16 protein-coding genes and 1 pseudogene are annotated in these 13,504 nt (G+C 74.2%); 1 reads left to right on the forward strand and 16 read right to left on the reverse strand.

Translation table 11 applies throughout. From position 1 onward, the window contains the following. Nucleotides 1–167 precede the first annotated feature (167 nt). On the reverse strand, nucleotides 168–416 hold the full coding sequence (locus tag AC1PZ7_RS18935; protein WP_482356735.1) for a hypothetical protein: 249 nt from the start codon (nucleotides 414–416) through the stop codon (nucleotides 168–170). Further along, complete coding sequence (locus AC1PZ7_RS18940; protein ID WP_482356736.1) at nucleotides 413–1,204, reverse strand: glycoside hydrolase family 108 protein; 792 nt, start codon at nucleotides 1,202–1,204, stop codon at nucleotides 413–415. Before AC1PZ7_RS18940 ends, AC1PZ7_RS18935 begins: the two co-directional genes overlap by 4 nt. 176 nt (nucleotides 1,205–1,380) lie before the next feature. On the opposite strand from AC1PZ7_RS18940, the gene AC1PZ7_RS18945 reads away from it, so the two are divergent. Beyond that, nucleotides 1,381–1,779, forward strand: a complete 399-nt coding sequence (locus AC1PZ7_RS18945; protein WP_482356737.1) for a hypothetical protein — start codon at nucleotides 1,381–1,383, stop codon at nucleotides 1,777–1,779. A gap of 76 nt (nucleotides 1,780–1,855) precedes the next feature. Here AC1PZ7_RS18945 and AC1PZ7_RS18950 read toward each other — a convergent pair whose 3' ends face one another. The 14 genes and pseudogenes from AC1PZ7_RS18950 to AC1PZ7_RS19015 form a co-directional block, all read right to left on the reverse strand. Continuing rightward, on the reverse strand, nucleotides 1,856–2,737 hold the full coding sequence (locus AC1PZ7_RS18950; protein WP_482356738.1) for a hypothetical protein: 882 nt from the start codon (nucleotides 2,735–2,737) through the stop codon (nucleotides 1,856–1,858). A gap of 1 nt (nucleotide 2,738) precedes the next feature. Then, nucleotides 2,739–3,044: a spike base protein, RCAP_Rcc01079 family gene (locus AC1PZ7_RS18955; RefSeq protein ID WP_482356739.1), complete on the reverse strand. Its 306-nt coding sequence runs from the start codon at nucleotides 3,042–3,044 to the stop codon at nucleotides 2,739–2,741. Nucleotides 3,045–3,058: 14 nt separating this feature from the next. After that, nucleotides 3,059–3,748 carry a DUF2793 domain-containing protein gene (locus tag AC1PZ7_RS18960; protein ID WP_482356740.1) on the reverse strand — a complete coding sequence of 230 codons (690 nt, stop codon included), beginning with the start codon at nucleotides 3,746–3,748 and terminating at the stop codon, nucleotides 3,059–3,061. Between the two features lie 89 nt (nucleotides 3,749–3,837). After that, a complete protein-coding gene (locus tag AC1PZ7_RS18965) occupies nucleotides 3,838–7,746 on the reverse strand; it encodes a baseplate multidomain protein megatron (protein ID WP_482356741.1) in 3,909 nt (1,302 codons plus the stop codon). Nucleotides 7,747–8,031: 285 nt separating this feature from the next. Further along, nucleotides 8,032–8,469 carry an NlpC/P60 family protein gene (locus AC1PZ7_RS18970; RefSeq protein WP_482356742.1) on the reverse strand — a complete coding sequence of 146 codons (438 nt, stop codon included), beginning with the start codon at nucleotides 8,467–8,469 and terminating at the stop codon, nucleotides 8,032–8,034. Continuing rightward, the gene (locus AC1PZ7_RS18975; RefSeq protein WP_482356743.1) at nucleotides 8,469–9,332 is read right to left on the reverse strand and encodes a DUF2163 domain-containing protein; all 864 of its coding nucleotides are present in this window, start codon (nucleotides 9,330–9,332) and stop codon (nucleotides 8,469–8,471) included. Before AC1PZ7_RS18975 ends, AC1PZ7_RS18970 begins: the two co-directional genes overlap by 1 nt. A 183-nt stretch (nucleotides 9,333–9,515) precedes the next feature. Further along, complete coding sequence (locus AC1PZ7_RS18980) at nucleotides 9,516–10,157, reverse strand: phage distal tail protein, Rcc01695 family (RefSeq protein WP_482356744.1); 642 nt, start codon at nucleotides 10,155–10,157, stop codon at nucleotides 9,516–9,518. Next, entirely contained in the window at nucleotides 10,158–10,742 is a 585-nt protein-coding gene (locus tag AC1PZ7_RS18985; protein WP_482356745.1) for a phage tail tape measure protein, read from the reverse strand. Between the two features lie 13 nt (nucleotides 10,743–10,755). Continuing rightward, entirely contained in the window at nucleotides 10,756–10,950 is a 195-nt protein-coding gene (locus AC1PZ7_RS18990) for a rcc01693 family protein (protein ID WP_482359679.1), read from the reverse strand. Next, nucleotides 10,947–11,325 (reverse strand): annotated as a pseudogene (locus AC1PZ7_RS18995) (gene transfer agent family protein). Before AC1PZ7_RS18995 ends, AC1PZ7_RS18990 begins: the two are co-directional and overlap by 4 nt. An 11-nt stretch (nucleotides 11,326–11,336) precedes the next feature. After that, nucleotides 11,337–11,744 (reverse strand): phage major tail protein, TP901-1 family, encoded by a 408-nt coding sequence (locus tag AC1PZ7_RS19000; protein ID WP_482356746.1) that lies wholly within the window; start codon nucleotides 11,742–11,744, stop codon nucleotides 11,337–11,339. Nucleotides 11,745–11,967: 223 nt separating this feature from the next. Continuing rightward, complete coding sequence (locus AC1PZ7_RS19005; protein ID WP_482356747.1) at nucleotides 11,968–12,396, reverse strand: DUF3168 domain-containing protein; 429 nt, start codon at nucleotides 12,394–12,396, stop codon at nucleotides 11,968–11,970. A 73-nt stretch (nucleotides 12,397–12,469) separates the two neighbouring features. Continuing rightward, nucleotides 12,470–12,790 (reverse strand): head-tail adaptor protein, encoded by a 321-nt coding sequence (locus AC1PZ7_RS19010; protein WP_482356748.1) that lies wholly within the window; start codon nucleotides 12,788–12,790, stop codon nucleotides 12,470–12,472. Beyond that, nucleotides 12,787–13,353: a head-tail connector protein gene (locus tag AC1PZ7_RS19015; RefSeq protein ID WP_482356749.1), complete on the reverse strand. Its 567-nt coding sequence runs from the start codon at nucleotides 13,351–13,353 to the stop codon at nucleotides 12,787–12,789. Before AC1PZ7_RS19015 ends, AC1PZ7_RS19010 begins: the two co-directional genes overlap by 4 nt. Between the last annotated feature and the right edge of the window lie 151 nt (nucleotides 13,354–13,504).

Raw genomic sequence — 13,504 nt, forward strand, 5'->3', positions numbered from 1 at the left:
CCCGGCTCTTCGCTGCGCTGCGGCCGGGATGACGGCGCGAAGCCTATTTCCCGCCCCGCCACCGGCACAATTCCCGCCCCACCGCATTGTGCGCCTTCACCTGCCGGATCGTCGGGTCGGTATCCGCCTTCGCCCAGCTTATCGGGCGGAAGGCGCCGCAGGCGCCCCTAGTCGCGGCGGAAGGCGTCGTCGTCGCGCAGCCGGCCATCGTCAGCATTGCGCCGATCAGCATCAGCCCGCGCGCGCGCCGCGCGCTCGATCGTCTCCAGCACATCGCGTTCCCCTTCCGCCCGGCAGGCCGCCCGGCCCTCATTGCGTCCCTTGAGATAGATCGCGCCCGCCGCGACGATCGCGAGCAGCGCCAGCGCCGCGCCCCGGCCGAGCGGGCTCGCCAGCAGGCCGAGCAGCATTGTCATGGCGCCACCTCCCCCGCGCCGATGCGCTTCAGCGCCCCGTGCAGGGTGAGGCCCACCCCGGCCAGCATGAGCGCCGCGAACAGCCATTTCAGCGGTTCGGCGAAGCCGGCGAGCGGCGCCAGCCGGTCCGCCTGCTCGGCCACCACCGCGCCGAGGACGCCGCCGGCGCTGATCATCCCGCCCGCCCCCTCCGGCGTGCGCGAGAGCCGGGTATCGGCCGGGCGCGCCCGCGCCGCGCCGCCCGCCTCCACCGCCGGCGCCGGCGCAGCGTGGCGCGCCATCTTCTGCGCCGCCGCGCGCACCTCGGTCACCCGCCGGGTCCAGCCGGCGCCGAAGGTCGGGAAGGTCCGCAGGGCCCTCAGCATGGCGAGCCGCCGCTCGCACAGGCCGTCGACCAGCGCGGCCACGTCGCGGCCCTCCAGCGCCGCCAGCGTCGCCTCGCCGATCTGCCCGTCGGCGCCGACGCCGAGCGTGCGCTGCAGCCATTTCGCCGCCTGTGCGGGGCCGGAATTCACCGCCGCGTCGAACAGCGCGTAGTCGATCCCCGCCGGCAGGTCGTCGGCGCGCAGGGCATCCCAGTACTGGCGCCGGTAGATCGCCGCGACCTCGCCTGGCTCGATCAGCCGCACCGCGCGCGGCGGCGCGCCATGGCGCCGGCGCCAGCCGTCATAGACGCGCTGGGTGACGCCCTTCATCGTCGCCCCGCCGGGATCGGCGGGATGGTCGGCATAGCCGCCCTCATGCACGAGGACGCGCCTCAGCGCCTCGTCGAAGCTCGACGCGGTCATGGCAGGCTCCGCTCGATAAAATGTGGGGATGATTCCCGGGGATTAACGATCCGTTAACCGACCCCTACCCCGGCACGGTTGCAAAAATCCCGGATTTCCGAGACGTTTTTTGCGACGGCTGGCACGGGACAGGGGCTCTGCTTGGCATGGCAAGGGAAGATCAACTCGTCGACGACTTGAGAAGCATCTTTGACGAAGCCCGCCGAAGCTCGGGCCAGGTGCAGGCCGAGACGCTTCTCGCCGCGGCGCCCATCGTGCTGAAGGGCACCAGCCCGGATCGACGGCGGGAGGTCGGCTACATGCGCGACCAGCTCACCCGCGAGAGCTACCAGGCGATCTGCCGCGCCATCGGCGAGGAGCTCGACCGCCTCAACAGCGAGATCATCCGGCTGCGGAAGGTCGAGAAGATCGCCGCCCTCATGGAGAAGACGCGGCACCGCCTCACGACCCGGCCGGTGCCCGTCCCGGTCGCCGCCGCCAAGCCGGCCCTCGCGGCCAAAGCGGTCGGCCCTGACATGCCGGCCCGCGCCGGCAAGCCGGCGGAAGCCGCCCCGGCGCCAGGTCCGGCCGAGTAGACGTCCGCCGAATAACCCCGGGCGTGCGGCCGAGCCGCTGCGCGAGCGGCGGCGGGGGTGGCGAGGATCAGATATCTCACGGCATCGCCTGCTGCAGGGCGGCATCGAGCGCCGCGATGTCGAGGGCCGCGCGCGCCAGCAGCAGCGCCGACATCGGGCCGGCCAGCATCTGCCCGCCGGCGAAGAACCGGCCGATGGCCGGCGCGAGACTGCTGGCGACGTCGGCGCTCGGCCCCGGCGTTCCCGGCAAGGCCGCGCCGACCGTGGCGCCGTTCACCGATGCATCGACGCTTCCGGCATCGAACCGCGCCCGCCCGATGATGCGCTGGATGCCGGCCGCCTTCGCCTGCGAGGCGCTGGCATAGGCGTCGGCGCTGGTGCGGCGCGCGCCGACGCCGACGATGCCGGCTCCGAAGCTCACGGCCACGCGCAGCTGCGACGAGGTCGCCGTCGAAGTGCCGAACACGATCGGCACGGCGGCCTCGTTGGTCGTCCCGACGACGGCCGCCATCGTCAGGGCGGCGGCGTTGCGCGAGAAGCCGGTCGCGTCGGACAGCGAGAGATGATCGTCCGCCCCGTCGAACCGCATCGCCGGCCGGCCGAGCGGGCCGACCTCGAGCGCGCCGTCCTGGACGATCAGCGGCTGCGCGGCGGCGACGGTCTGCGTCGCGTGCCGGCCATTGCCGCTCTGGTCGTGCCAGGTCACGACATGGGCGCTGCCCGCCCCGGCGAAGGCGAGCAGCGCCGCCACGTCGAGCGCGCGGCCGGCGAAGCCGATATTCGTCTCCGTGCCGTCGCTCGCGCGGCGCACGCGGATGCAGGGCCCGGCATGGGCCGCCACCAGCCGGCCGAGGCCGAAGGCGGCGTAGAGCTGGCCGGCGAAGGGATCGAGCGGCGCCGGCAAGAGGGCGCCGCGCCGGCGCGTCAGGTCGAGGTTGAAACCGAGAGACGCCGCCATCTCAGTCGATCCGGTGGATGGTGAGCCCCGCCGTCGTGCCGGTCGCCAGCACGCGCCGCACGAGGAATTCGAGCACGCTCGCCTGCCCGGGGGTGAGCGGCAGGGTCAGCGGCGCGTCGTCCGCCGCGTCGACGGCGAGGATGCGGATCTCCGCGCTCGCCAGCGTCGCCGGCACGAAGACCCGGAGGCGGGCGTAGCGCGGCAGGTCGGCGCCGTCATCGGGCGTCACCGGCGCCCCGCTGCGCCCGAGGCTGCCGGGCGACAGGGCACGGCCGTGCCAGGGGTCCTTGGCGGAATCATAGGGCATGGGGCTCTCCAAAGTCAGATGCCGAAGGCGAGGAAGGACAGGGCGAGCCGCACGCGCCCGCCGGTGAAGGCGCCGCCCAGCGCGGTGATGCGCAGCGGCGTGTCGGCGTAGAAGGCCTGCGGGCCGATCACGCCGATATTGCTGGCGCCGGCGCTCACGCTCAGCAGGCCGCCGAATTTCGAGGTCTCGCCGGCGATGCCGACCTCGTAGCCGGTGGCGCCGGTCACCGCGGCCACGGTGCGGCTCGCCACGGCGAGGCAGATGGCGCGGTTGGGAATGAGGATGGTCGAGGCGACGAAGGCGCCCGCCAGCGTCAGTTCCTCCTCGACCGCGCGCAGCGTCGCGCTGCCGCCCGAAGGCGTGCCGGCCAGCATGTCGGACCAGCCGGTGCCGTCGTGCAGCAGGGTGCGGCGCTCGGCGGCGACATAGGCACGCCAGCCCGCGCGGGGCACGAGGAAGCGCCAGCCGGCATCGTACAGCGCCACCTCGCCGTCATGCCCGGCCCACTCGCCGCCGGCGCCCGCCGCCACGATGTGCCGGTCGCCCGGCGCGGGCGCCCCCGGCGGCACGGTGCGGGTGCGGTCGAGCACGGCGAGCTGCGCCGCCGCGTCGAGCAGCGCCAGCGCCTCGTTGTGGGTGACGTGCTTCTGCGCCTGCACCGACGCGAGCAGCGGCAGCGCGAGCAGGGGTGTCGTCTCGGACATGAAGGTCTCCGGCCATGCTCCCTCTCCCGTCGGGGAGAGGGTCGGGATGAGGGGCTAGGCGTGAACGCGTCCGTAGCGGGGAGACGGCCTCACCCCACCCTCACCGTCGTCTCCAGCGCCGGGCCGGGGCCGGCGGCGGGCGAGAGCTGGGCGATGCGCAGGTCGAGGAAGGGCTGCGCCGCGCCGAAATCGGCGATCTCGTCGGCCGCCGCATAGGTCAGCGCGGGCGTGCCGACGGTGAAGGTCCGCACCACCGCCGCCCCGCTCAGGATCTCGACCCGATAGGCCTCGCTGGTCTCGCCGAGCGGCACCTCGACGAGGTCCCACGAATCCCCGTCGATGCGGGTGCGGCGGATCCAGCTCAGCGCGATGCCGGCCGGCCCGCGCCGGGCGCGCGCATGCACCGGCGCGAACGGGCGCAGCGCCGCCGGCCCGAGCGTGGCGGCGATCTCGGTCACGGCGTCGTCGCCATGGTCGCGGTCGGCCCGGCCGACACGGTAGACGACGCTGCGCCCGAGCATGTCGAGCCCGCTCGCCACCGGAATGAGGTTGGCGTCGACCCGCACCAGCCGCGTGCCCACCGGCCAGGGGGCGGCGGCCCGCGCCTCGGTGCCGAGCTGGCCGCGCAGCAGGCCGGAGAGCCGCCAGCTCCGCGCGCCGGTCAGCTCGACCTCGGCGAACTGGCTCACCTCCGCCGCACCCGAGGGCGCCAGAAGCGCCAGCGCATTGGCGCCGCCGAGCACCGCCTCCTCGCTGGCGGCGGCGATCAGCCCGCCGTCGAGCTCGATGTCGAGCGTGGCGCGGTTCCAGCGCCAGGCCGCGCCGGGCGGCAGTTCGGTCAGCGTCGCGCCGGTCACCGCCGGGGCGGCGAGGCTCGCGACGGGCTGGAAGCTGGCGCCGTCCACCGCGCGCCAGACCGCCAGGCTGCCCGGCCAGGGCGCGAGGAAGGCGCCGAGCCAGGCCAGCACCGGCGCCGCCGCGCCGGCCGCCAGCGGCAATTGCAGCAGATGCACCTGCGGCGGCCCGGCGCCGGCCGGCAGGTCGATCTCCAGCGGCCGGCCCACCCGCACCGCGAGGTCGAACACGCCCGGGTCGACGCTGCGCGCGCTCACCACCCGCGCCGCGCGGTCCTCGATGGCGGTGATCTCCAGCAGCCGCGCGCGCCCGTCGCGGTCGAGCCGGACCAGGTCGCCCGGCTCCAGCGCGAGCTGCGAGGGCGGCAGCGTCAGGCCGGCGCTGTCGCGCCCCGCCCACAGGTCCTGCAGCCACATCTCGGCGAGCCCGGCGGCGAGGCCGGGATCGGCCACCATGGCGACGTCGAGCCCGGTTTCGGCCCGCGCCGCGCCGGCGAGGCGCCGCGAGGCGGCGGTGGCCCGGCGGTAATCGGCCGCGCCGTCGATGAAGCCGAGCGTCGCGCTGGCTGGCAGTTCGTCCTCCGCCATGCGCAGGACATGCGGCGCCGCCACGCCATCGCCGGCGACGATCGCGTCATCCGTCAGCACCGCCCGCACCCGCCCGCCACGCGGACGCAGCGCCAGCGCCTCGCCGCCCTCCACCAGATCGAAGGCGAAGGCCCGCGCCAGCGGCTCCAGCGCCGCCCGCGCCGTCATCGGCCGGTCGACCACATAGCCGTCGATCACGCCGCGCAGGCTCGCGGTCTCGATGTCCGCCACGCCGAAATCCGCCGCCAGCCGGGCGGCCAGCTCGGCCAGCGGCGCGGCGCCGAGCCGGCCGGTCAGCCAATGGCCGGTCTGCCAGTTGGCGCCGTCCGCCCAGACGCGGTGGGCGAGCGGAAACAGCGGAAAGGGCCGCGCGTCCCAGGTCCAGCCATAGATCGCCGCCGGGTCCACCATCCGCCCGCCGGGCAGCCCCGCCGCCGCCGGGTTGACCGCGGTCGAGCCGGCGAAGCCGTCCAGCGTCGCCTGCAGATGGCGGCGCTGGATCAGGTCGTCGCGCCGCCCGCTGGAGAACGGCGGCAGCCCGCCATCGGCGGATTTCGCATCGGGAAACACGCTCGGCCGGTTGGCGCCCTTGTCGACCGCCGGGCAGCCGATCTCGGTCAGGCGGATCGGCTTCGAGCCGGGCACGAAGGCGGTCGGGGCCGCCTGCCGCACGCCGCCGACGCGCTCGTGATGGGCGTGGCTCCACCAGCCGGCGAGGTCCTTCTGGCGGAACACCCAGGGCTCGCCATAGGCGCCGTCGGTGATCGCCGAGCGCGCCTGCGCGGCGCGGGCGGCCTCGTCCGGGTAATGCCAGTCGAAGGCCTCCCCGGCCCGCAGGTTGCCGCCGAGATAGCCGAGGTCGTAGCCGCTCTCATGCGCCTGCGCGTCGAGATGGGCGTCGCCGTCGCGCCAGTCGGCGAGCGGGGGGTACCAGTCGACGCCGATGAAATCGAGCGAGGCCGAAGCCCACAGCGGATCGAGCGGAAAGCGCAGCTCCGCGCCGCCGTCGCGCACATGGGCGCCATATTCGGTCCAGTCGGCGGCATAGCCGACCTTGGTGCCCGCCCCGACGATCGCCTTCACCTCGCCGGCCAGCGCCGCGAAGGCGCCGGCGGCGGGATAGACGCCGGCACCCGAGCGCACCCGGGTGAGCGCCGCCATCTCCGAGCCGACCAGGATCGCCTCCACCCCGCCGGCGATCTGCGCCAGCATGGCGTAGTGCAGCACCATGCGGCGCAGCGTCCATTCCGCGGGGCCGGAATAGACCACGCGCTGGCCCTCCACCGCGTAGTCCGCCGCGCCGGCCGCGCCGAACAGCGCCGCCACCTGCGCGCCGGCCGCCGCCGTGCCGTCCGGCGAGCCGGGACGGTCCGGCGCGGGATCGCAGGTGATGCGCCCGCGCCAGGGATAGTTCGGCTGCGTGCCCGCCCCGCTCCACGGGTCCGGCAGTTCGTTGCCGGCGGGAATGTCCATCATCACGAAGGGGTAGAGCGTCACCTCGATCCCGCGCGCCTTCAGGGCGGTGATCGCCATGACCACGCTGTCGTCCGAGGGCGTGCCGCCATAGGCCGGCCGTCCCTCGTGCGGACTGACCAGATAGGCGCTCGCCCGCGTCTCGCCCGCCGCGCTCCATTCCCGGTTCAGGCCGAAGATCTGCGTCGACTTGAGGCGCCGCTCGACGCCGGGGCGGATCTGGCAGGCGCCGGCGCGCAGGTCGCTGCCGAACCAGGCCACGACAAGCGCCACCTTTTCGAGGTTGGGGCAGCAGGCCAGCAGATGGTCGAGCGAGGCGGCGAAATCGCTGGCATGGGTGGTCACATGCCGGTTCTCCAGCTGGTAGACGCCCGGCCGGTCGACCCGCAGCACCTCGCGCGGCTCGTAGCCGAACTCGGTCGCACCGGGGATCAGCGTCACCGCCCGCACCGCGCTCTCCAGCGCGCCGACGGCGCGCTCCACCTCGACGGAGATCTGCGGCAGGCGGTTGCCGTGGCGGGCCAGCGGCAGCCGCTCGAACACCACATAGGCGAGCCCGCGACAGGCCGGCGCGCCGGGCTCGCGCGCCTCGATCAGCGGATCGGGCAGCTGGTCCTCGCCGCCGCGATGCAGCCGGATGGTCAGCGCGCGGGTGTCGAGCAGCCGCCCGTCGGCCCAGATGCGGCCGATCCGCGTCACCGGCCCCTCGCACAGCCCGACCGCGAAGCTGCCGAAATAGCGGTAGGTCGTGGTGCCCGCGCCGCCGCCGGCGAGCTCGCCGCCCTTGCCGCCGGAGGACGAGGTCTGCGTCGACACCACCTCCTCCACCGGCGCGGCCCAGATCACCTGTCCGGAAAGCCGCGCCCGGCCGTAGAGGCGCGCCATCGCCGCCCCCTCGGTCGAGGTCATGGTGCCGAATTCGCTCAGGCGCGGCCCCTCGGCCCGCGCGCCCCCGCCCAGCACGAGGCTGTCGACGGCCGAGCCGCCGAGCGCGCCGAGCGCCCGCCCGGCGAGCGCCCCCACGGGCCCGAACAGCGCCCCGCCGATCGTCCCGCCCAGCGTGCCGAGAACAAGTGTGGCCATGCTTTTCTCTCATCATTTGCCGTGGGGGAGGCCCATTCCCTCTCCCCCGCTGAGGTAGCGAACGGTTGGCATGTCCCGGATGAGCTGCGCGACGCGCGGTGCCAATCCGCTCGTTCCCCGGACAAGCTGCGCGAAGCGCGGCGCGGATCCGGGGCCCAGGAGAAACTTTTGAGCGGGAAACTTTTGGGTGGGAAACTTTTGGGCCGAAACGCTTTGCGCTGGGTCCCGGCGCGGCGCTCCGCCTGCGGCGTCGCTGGGCCGGGACACGGAATGCTTAATCCCCCCTCACGCCCCCGGAAAGGCGAAGGCATAGGCCAGCCGGCGCCGCCACCAGGGGGCGAGGAACACCTCGGCCACCGCCGCGCCGTCATGGGCGTGCACCATGCGTTCCGGGCTCACCAGGATCGCCGCGTGCTTGGCGGGAAAGCCCTCGCGCCAGCGGAACAGCAGCATGTCGCCCGGCGCGATGGCCTCCAGCGGCACGGCGCGCATGTGCCGGCGGGCGGCCTGCGCCATCTGCTCGGCCTTGGTCGCCTCCGCCCAGTCGGGGGCGTAGGGCGGCAGGCCCTGCGGCTCGGCACCGATCACCGCCCGCCACACCCCGCGCACCAGGCCGAGGCAGTCCGCCCCGTGCCCCTTCAGCGAGGCGCGGTGCAGATAGGGCGTGCCGATCCACGCCCGCGCCTCGGCGACGAGCCGGGCGCGCAGTTCCATGTCGCCCATCACTGCCCTCCCGGCACGGCGATGCGCAGCACCGCGTCATTACCCGGCATGTGCGGGAAGCCGCGGAAGTTCAGCGTGTTGGCGAAGCGGTCGCGACAGGTCTCGAAGCGCTTGTCGCAGCCGGCGGTGACGGTAAAGCCGTCGCCCGCCGCCATCGGCGCGGGCGGGCGCTGCCACAGTTCCAGCCGCACCCCGCCGGCGACATTGTGCGACTTCACCTCGCTGGCGAAGCCCTGATTGGCGCCGGAGGTAAAGGCGAGCCTTCCCTGCGTGAACCAGCCATCGGCATAGGCCGCCAGCCCATCCGCCACGATCAGCCCCGGCCCCTCCACCGCCGCCACCGTGCCGGTGCCGGCATGCACGCCGGGCGTCAGCGCCAGCTTGCAGCGCGCATCGCCGAGATCGGCGTCGCAGCCGGCGGTGAACAGCCGCCCGCGCACCACGTTGAGCGCGGAGGCAAGGCCGCGCAGCTCGGCGGTGAAGCCCCCGCCCTCGCGCCGCACCTCGCCCAGCCGCGCCCGGCGCAGCCGCAGGAAGTTGGCCGGCGCCGACCAGTCGGCGAGGATCAGCTCGATCGCCGCCCCGTCATAGCGCCCGGCGTCGAGCTCGGCCTCCTCGATCAGCTCGGAGCTGAGCGCCGCCGACATCTCGCCGCCGCCGACCGCGAAGCCGAGGGACGAGGCGTCCTCGCTGCCCGTGGCGCCGCTGGCGGCGCGGAACAGCGTGCCGTCCACCGCGAGGTCCTCGTCATGTTCGGTCAGCCCGATCACCACGCCGTCGCGGCGGGTGATGCGCCAGCAGCGCGCCAGCGTCGTCACCCCGCTCGCCAGCGACGCCGCCAGCCCGGCGGGAATCTCCCTCATCGCAGCCTCCTCATGGCTCGGTCCGTCCTTCCCCGGGCTTCCGCCCCTTTCCGGCACGACGTCATCCTGAGGCGCCCGGCCAACGGCCGGGCCTCGAAGGATGGTCGCCCCGGCGCGCCGTGATCGCCTCCTTCGAGGCCGCCTGCGGCGGCACCTCAGGATGACGGCACGCCGGCCCACTTCTCAGATCCGTATCTCCAGTATCGGGATGCGCGGGATCTCGCCCGCCTCGAAGGCGGTGAGGTTCACCTCGAGGAAATCGGTGTCGAAGCGCACCGGCACGTCGAACAGGAAGCCCGCCGTCACGCTCGCCCCCGCCGCCGGCACATGGCCGGCGAGGAAGGTGACGAGGCCGCTCGCCGGGTCGGCAGTGAAATGCACGCCGGCCGTCCGCTCGGCGCCGTTCACCGCCACCCGCACCGAGCCCGCCACCGGCTTGGCGATCGGCCGCGCATAGGGCGCGTGGACGCCGCCATAGGTCTTGGCGAGCGCGAACGCCGCCTGCGTGCCGGTTCCGCTTCCGATCGCCTGGTCGAACGCGGTGATGGCGGCGCCGGGCGCGGCGGAGGCGTGGTCCAGCCGGTCGCGCCAGCGGAAGCCATGCAGCCGCCCGCGCTGCTCCTCGAAGAAGGCGACCACCGTTGAGAGCTGCGCCAGCGATGTGACGCCATAGCCGGCATCCCAGCGCCGGCGCGAATGATTGAGCCGGGTGTTGCGCTCCTCGCGGCCGGTCAGCGTGGTGACGATCTCCGTCGCCCGCTCCGGCCCGCCCGCCGCGCCGAGCGCGATGTCGAGCGGAAACAGCGTCTCGTGGAAGGCGGGCATCTAGAGCCTCCTCTCGCCACGCGCCACGGCGCGGGCGACCATGCCGGCGAGATAGGCGTCGGAGCGGCGGAAGGCGCCCGGATCGGGGGTGGCGACGTTCACCGTCACATGGGTGGTGCGCCCGCCGCCCTGCGCCGCGACGCCGAGCCGGCCGTCCGCCCCGCGCCTGAGCGGCAGGATCGCCTCTGCGCCGCGCTCGCCCATCAGGCCGAGCGTGCCGCCGGCCATGGGGAAATAGGTCGGCGCCGCCACCACCCCGCCCTGCGCGAAGGGCGTCACCCGGCCGTTCGCGAACGCCCCGCCTTTGGCGAAGCCCGCCACGCCGCCCAGCGCACCCTGCAGCAGGCCGGCGACGCCCTGTTCGAGCGGCTTGAAGGCGAGGTCGAGCGCCAGCGTGGACAGCCGGCCCGCCAGCGTGCGCAGCACGTCGTCGGCCTCGCGGCCCTTCAGCGCTGCGCCGGTCAGCGCGTCGCCCACCGCCCGGCCGAAGCCGCGCGCCAGCCGCTCGGCCTCGGCGATCTCGCGGCGGAAGGCGCTGGTGTCGGCGGCGATCTCCACCGTCAGTTCGTCGTCCAGTTCGGCCATGCCGATCTCCCTTTCAGTCCGGGAAGCGCGCCATCAGCGCCGCCAGACCCGCCTGGTCGAGCGGCGCGCGCGCCGGAGCGGTCCACGCCGCCATCGCGGCGGAAAGTTCGCGCGGGGTCAGCCGCCAGAAGTCGCGGGAGGACAGGCGCAGCCGGCCGAAGCCGAACGCCATCGCCTCTCCCCAGGGGAAGGCCGCCGGCGCGTCTATCCCGCCGCCCCTGGAGGATCGGGCAAAGGGACGGGAGCACCCTCCCCCGCGCCGGAGGCGGCGCTCGCGGCCCCGCCGAAGGTGGCGGCGATCAGCTCGCCGACGATATGCGCGACCGGCCGCGCCGCCCGGCGTGGTCATGCGCGCCACCTCCTCCCCGCTCACGCTCTCGCCCGCCCCGCGCAGCCCCGCCGTCACGATGCGGATGGCGTCGCGCGCCGCCAGACGCCCGCTGGCGAAGCGTTCGGTCAGGCCCACCAGGTCGCCGGCGCCGAAGGCGTCCTCCAGCTCGGCCAGCGCGCCCAGCGTCAGCACCAGCGTGCGCGGGCGCCCGTCGAGTTCGGCGGAAATCTCGCCGCGATGCCGGTTGGCCATGGCGGTGCTCCTCACAGCGCCGCGAAGGTCAGTTCGCCCGCGCTCTCCAGCGCGATGTCGAACGTCACCTCGCGGTCGTGCTCGGCGGCGAGTTCCAGCGCGGTGATCTGGAACGGCCCGGCGATGGTGCCGAAATCCGGCACCACGATCTGCGCGCTGCGGATGATCCCGTCGAAGAAGCTCTGGCGGATCAGCGCGTCCGACGCCGCGTCCTTGAACACCCCCGAGCCCGCCACCGAGGCGCGCTTCACCCCGGCCCCGGCGAGCAGCTCGCGCCAGCGCCCGGCGCTCTCGGCATGGGTCACGTCGACCGGCTCGGCATTGAAGGCGATCTGCCGCGAGCGCAGCCCCGCCACCGTGGCGAAGGCGGTGCCGTCATGGATCTTCAGCAAGAGGTCCTTGCCCTTCTGCGCCGCCATGGGCTGCTCCTTTGCTTGTTTCCGCTCCGACCCGCAGGTATTCAGAGAGGGTTAACCTTGATAGGCTAGCTTAAGTCGCGTACGGCACCGGGCGGCCCGCCGCGTTCCTTGCGGTTTGATTCCGCAAACGCCGCCAAGTGACTTCATCCTCAGATTCAACTTCACGCGGATTCACGAGTCGCGGGAATCCCTTGCGCGAACTTCCTGACAGGTTCGGAAAACCTCAATCGGTTTCCGTCACCGCCCGGAAGCGCAGCAGCGTGCGATAGGTTCGCCCGCCCGGCTCGCGGCGGATCTCGGCGGTGGAGAAGCGCAGATTGACCAGGAGGTGCCCCTCCAGCGCCAGCGGCGCGTCGTGCAGCGCCTGCTGCACCAGATGCGCCAGCGCGTGCGCCTCGCCATGCCCGCCCTGGCGCGACCAGCAGGCCAGCGTCAGCCGGTGCTCGGCGCCGCTCTCGGTGGCGGTCGACCAGTCGAGCACCTGCGCCTCGCCCAGCGTCACATAGGGGAAGTCCGGCGCGCTCGGCGGCACGTCATGCACCCGCGCCCCGCCCAGCGCCGCGGTCAGCGCGGCATCGCCGGACAGCGCCGCGTGGATCGCCCGGCGCAGCGCCACGGCGGCACCCTTCTCCGGGCCCGAAGCCCCGCTCATAGCCGCCTCCCCGTCATGAGTTGTGCCAGCCGCCGGCGCAGCCGCTCCAGTCCCCTCAGGCGCGCGGCGAGCTTCACGGCGTCTCCTCCCGGCAGTCGCAGAGAAGGCGGCGGCCGCGCCCGTCCGGGTCGCTCACCGCCTCGACGAGGAAGCGCCGCGCGCCGAGCCGCAGCCGGTCGCCCGGCTGCACGGTGGCGGGCGCACGCACGGTCACGGCGTGGCTCAGCACCGCGCCCGGCCGGTCGGCGATCTCGGCGGGCGCCGCCCGCGTCTCCACCGCGCCCCACAGCGCATCGACGCTGATGAAGCTCACCGTCACGCCGCCGAGCCCGTCCGGGACCTCGACCGGCGTCTCGTGCACCAGCCGGTGCCGCAAGGCGGAAATCGCGCTCATAGCCGCGTCACCCGGAACGGCGCCACCAGCACGTCGAGCCGGGCGGGAAAGGCCGCGCCCGGCCCCGGCACGTCGCGGTGCTCGTAGAAATGGGCAAGAACCACCCGCACCGCCTCGATGAGCGGCGAGGGCACATGGTCGGCGCTCGGCCCATGCCCGGCAATGATGTCGAGGGCGATGCCGGCGAGCCGGCGCGTGGGGGCCAGCACCGCGCCGCGCTCCACCCGGATCAGCCCCGGCAGCCGCGCCGCGTCAATGGTGAAGGCCGCCAGCGGCAGCGCCGTCTCCCCGCCCGCCGCGTCCAGCACATGGGCGGCGGTGAGTTCGCGCAGCGGGTTCACCGGCACGCCGATCAGCCCGGAGGCCGGCCAGGCGTCGCGCACCAGCCGCCAGCTCTGGTCGATCAGCACGCGGCGCGTCAGCGCCTCCACGGTGGCCCGCGCGGCGGTGATCAGCGAAGAGATCAGCGCGTCCTCGGCCTCGTGGTCGACGCGCAGATAGGTCTTGGCCTCGGCGAGCGTCAGCGGCTCGGCCGAAGGCCCGGCGAGAAGGATCGCGGGCATGGTGCCTCTCTTGTGGGATTGTCGCCGCCGCGCGGCGATGGATGGTGTCGCCGCCGCCGCGCGGTGATGGAAGGGCCCGTCGCCGCCGCGCGGCGATTGACGTCGCGTCCGCGCCCGGCCAGAACGGCGCACCCGCCGCTCACGCCGGAAA

Source organism: Ancylobacter sp. TW_SC_1, assembly GCF_056836805.1.

Bases quoted from the DNA above. Each gene is read 5' to 3' on its own strand.
- AC1PZ7_RS18985 (WP_482356745.1), bottom strand. From the start codon at position 10,742: ATGGCCGAACTGGACGACGAACTGACGGTGGAGATCGCCGCCGACACC.
- AC1PZ7_RS18970 (WP_482356742.1), bottom strand. From the start codon at position 8,469: ATGGGCGACATGGAACTGCGCGCCCGGCTCGTCGCCGAGGCGCGGGCG.
- AC1PZ7_RS19010 (WP_482356748.1), bottom strand. From the start codon at position 12,790: ATGAGCGCGATTTCCGCCTTGCGGCACCGGCTGGTGCACGAGACGCCG.
- AC1PZ7_RS18955 (WP_482356739.1), bottom strand. From the start codon at position 3,044: ATGCCCTATGATTCCGCCAAGGACCCCTGGCACGGCCGTGCCCTGTCG.
- AC1PZ7_RS18960 (WP_482356740.1), bottom strand. From the start codon at position 3,748: ATGTCCGAGACGACACCCCTGCTCGCGCTGCCGCTGCTCGCGTCGGTG.
- AC1PZ7_RS18980 (WP_482356744.1), bottom strand. From the start codon at position 10,157: ATGCCCGCCTTCCACGAGACGCTGTTTCCGCTCGACATCGCGCTCGGC.
- AC1PZ7_RS18950 (WP_482356738.1), bottom strand. From the start codon at position 2,737: ATGGCGGCGTCTCTCGGTTTCAACCTCGACCTGACGCGCCGGCGCGGC.
- AC1PZ7_RS19015 (WP_482356749.1), bottom strand. From the start codon at position 13,353: ATGCCCGCGATCCTTCTCGCCGGGCCTTCGGCCGAGCCGCTGACGCTC.
- AC1PZ7_RS18940 (WP_482356736.1), bottom strand. From the start codon at position 1,204: ATGACCGCGTCGAGCTTCGACGAGGCGCTGAGGCGCGTCCTCGTGCAT.
- AC1PZ7_RS18975 (WP_482356743.1), bottom strand. From the start codon at position 9,332: ATGAGGGAGATTCCCGCCGGGCTGGCGGCGTCGCTGGCGAGCGGGGTG.
- AC1PZ7_RS18935 (WP_482356735.1), bottom strand. From the start codon at position 416: ATGACAATGCTGCTCGGCCTGCTGGCGAGCCCGCTCGGCCGGGGCGCG.
- AC1PZ7_RS19000 (WP_482356746.1), bottom strand. From the start codon at position 11,744: ATGGCGGCGCAGAAGGGCAAGGACCTCTTGCTGAAGATCCATGACGGC.
- AC1PZ7_RS19005 (WP_482356747.1), bottom strand. From the start codon at position 12,396: ATGAGCGGGGCTTCGGGCCCGGAGAAGGGTGCCGCCGTGGCGCTGCGC.
- AC1PZ7_RS18965 (WP_482356741.1), bottom strand. From the start codon at position 7,746: ATGGCCACACTTGTTCTCGGCACGCTGGGCGGGACGATCGGCGGGGCG.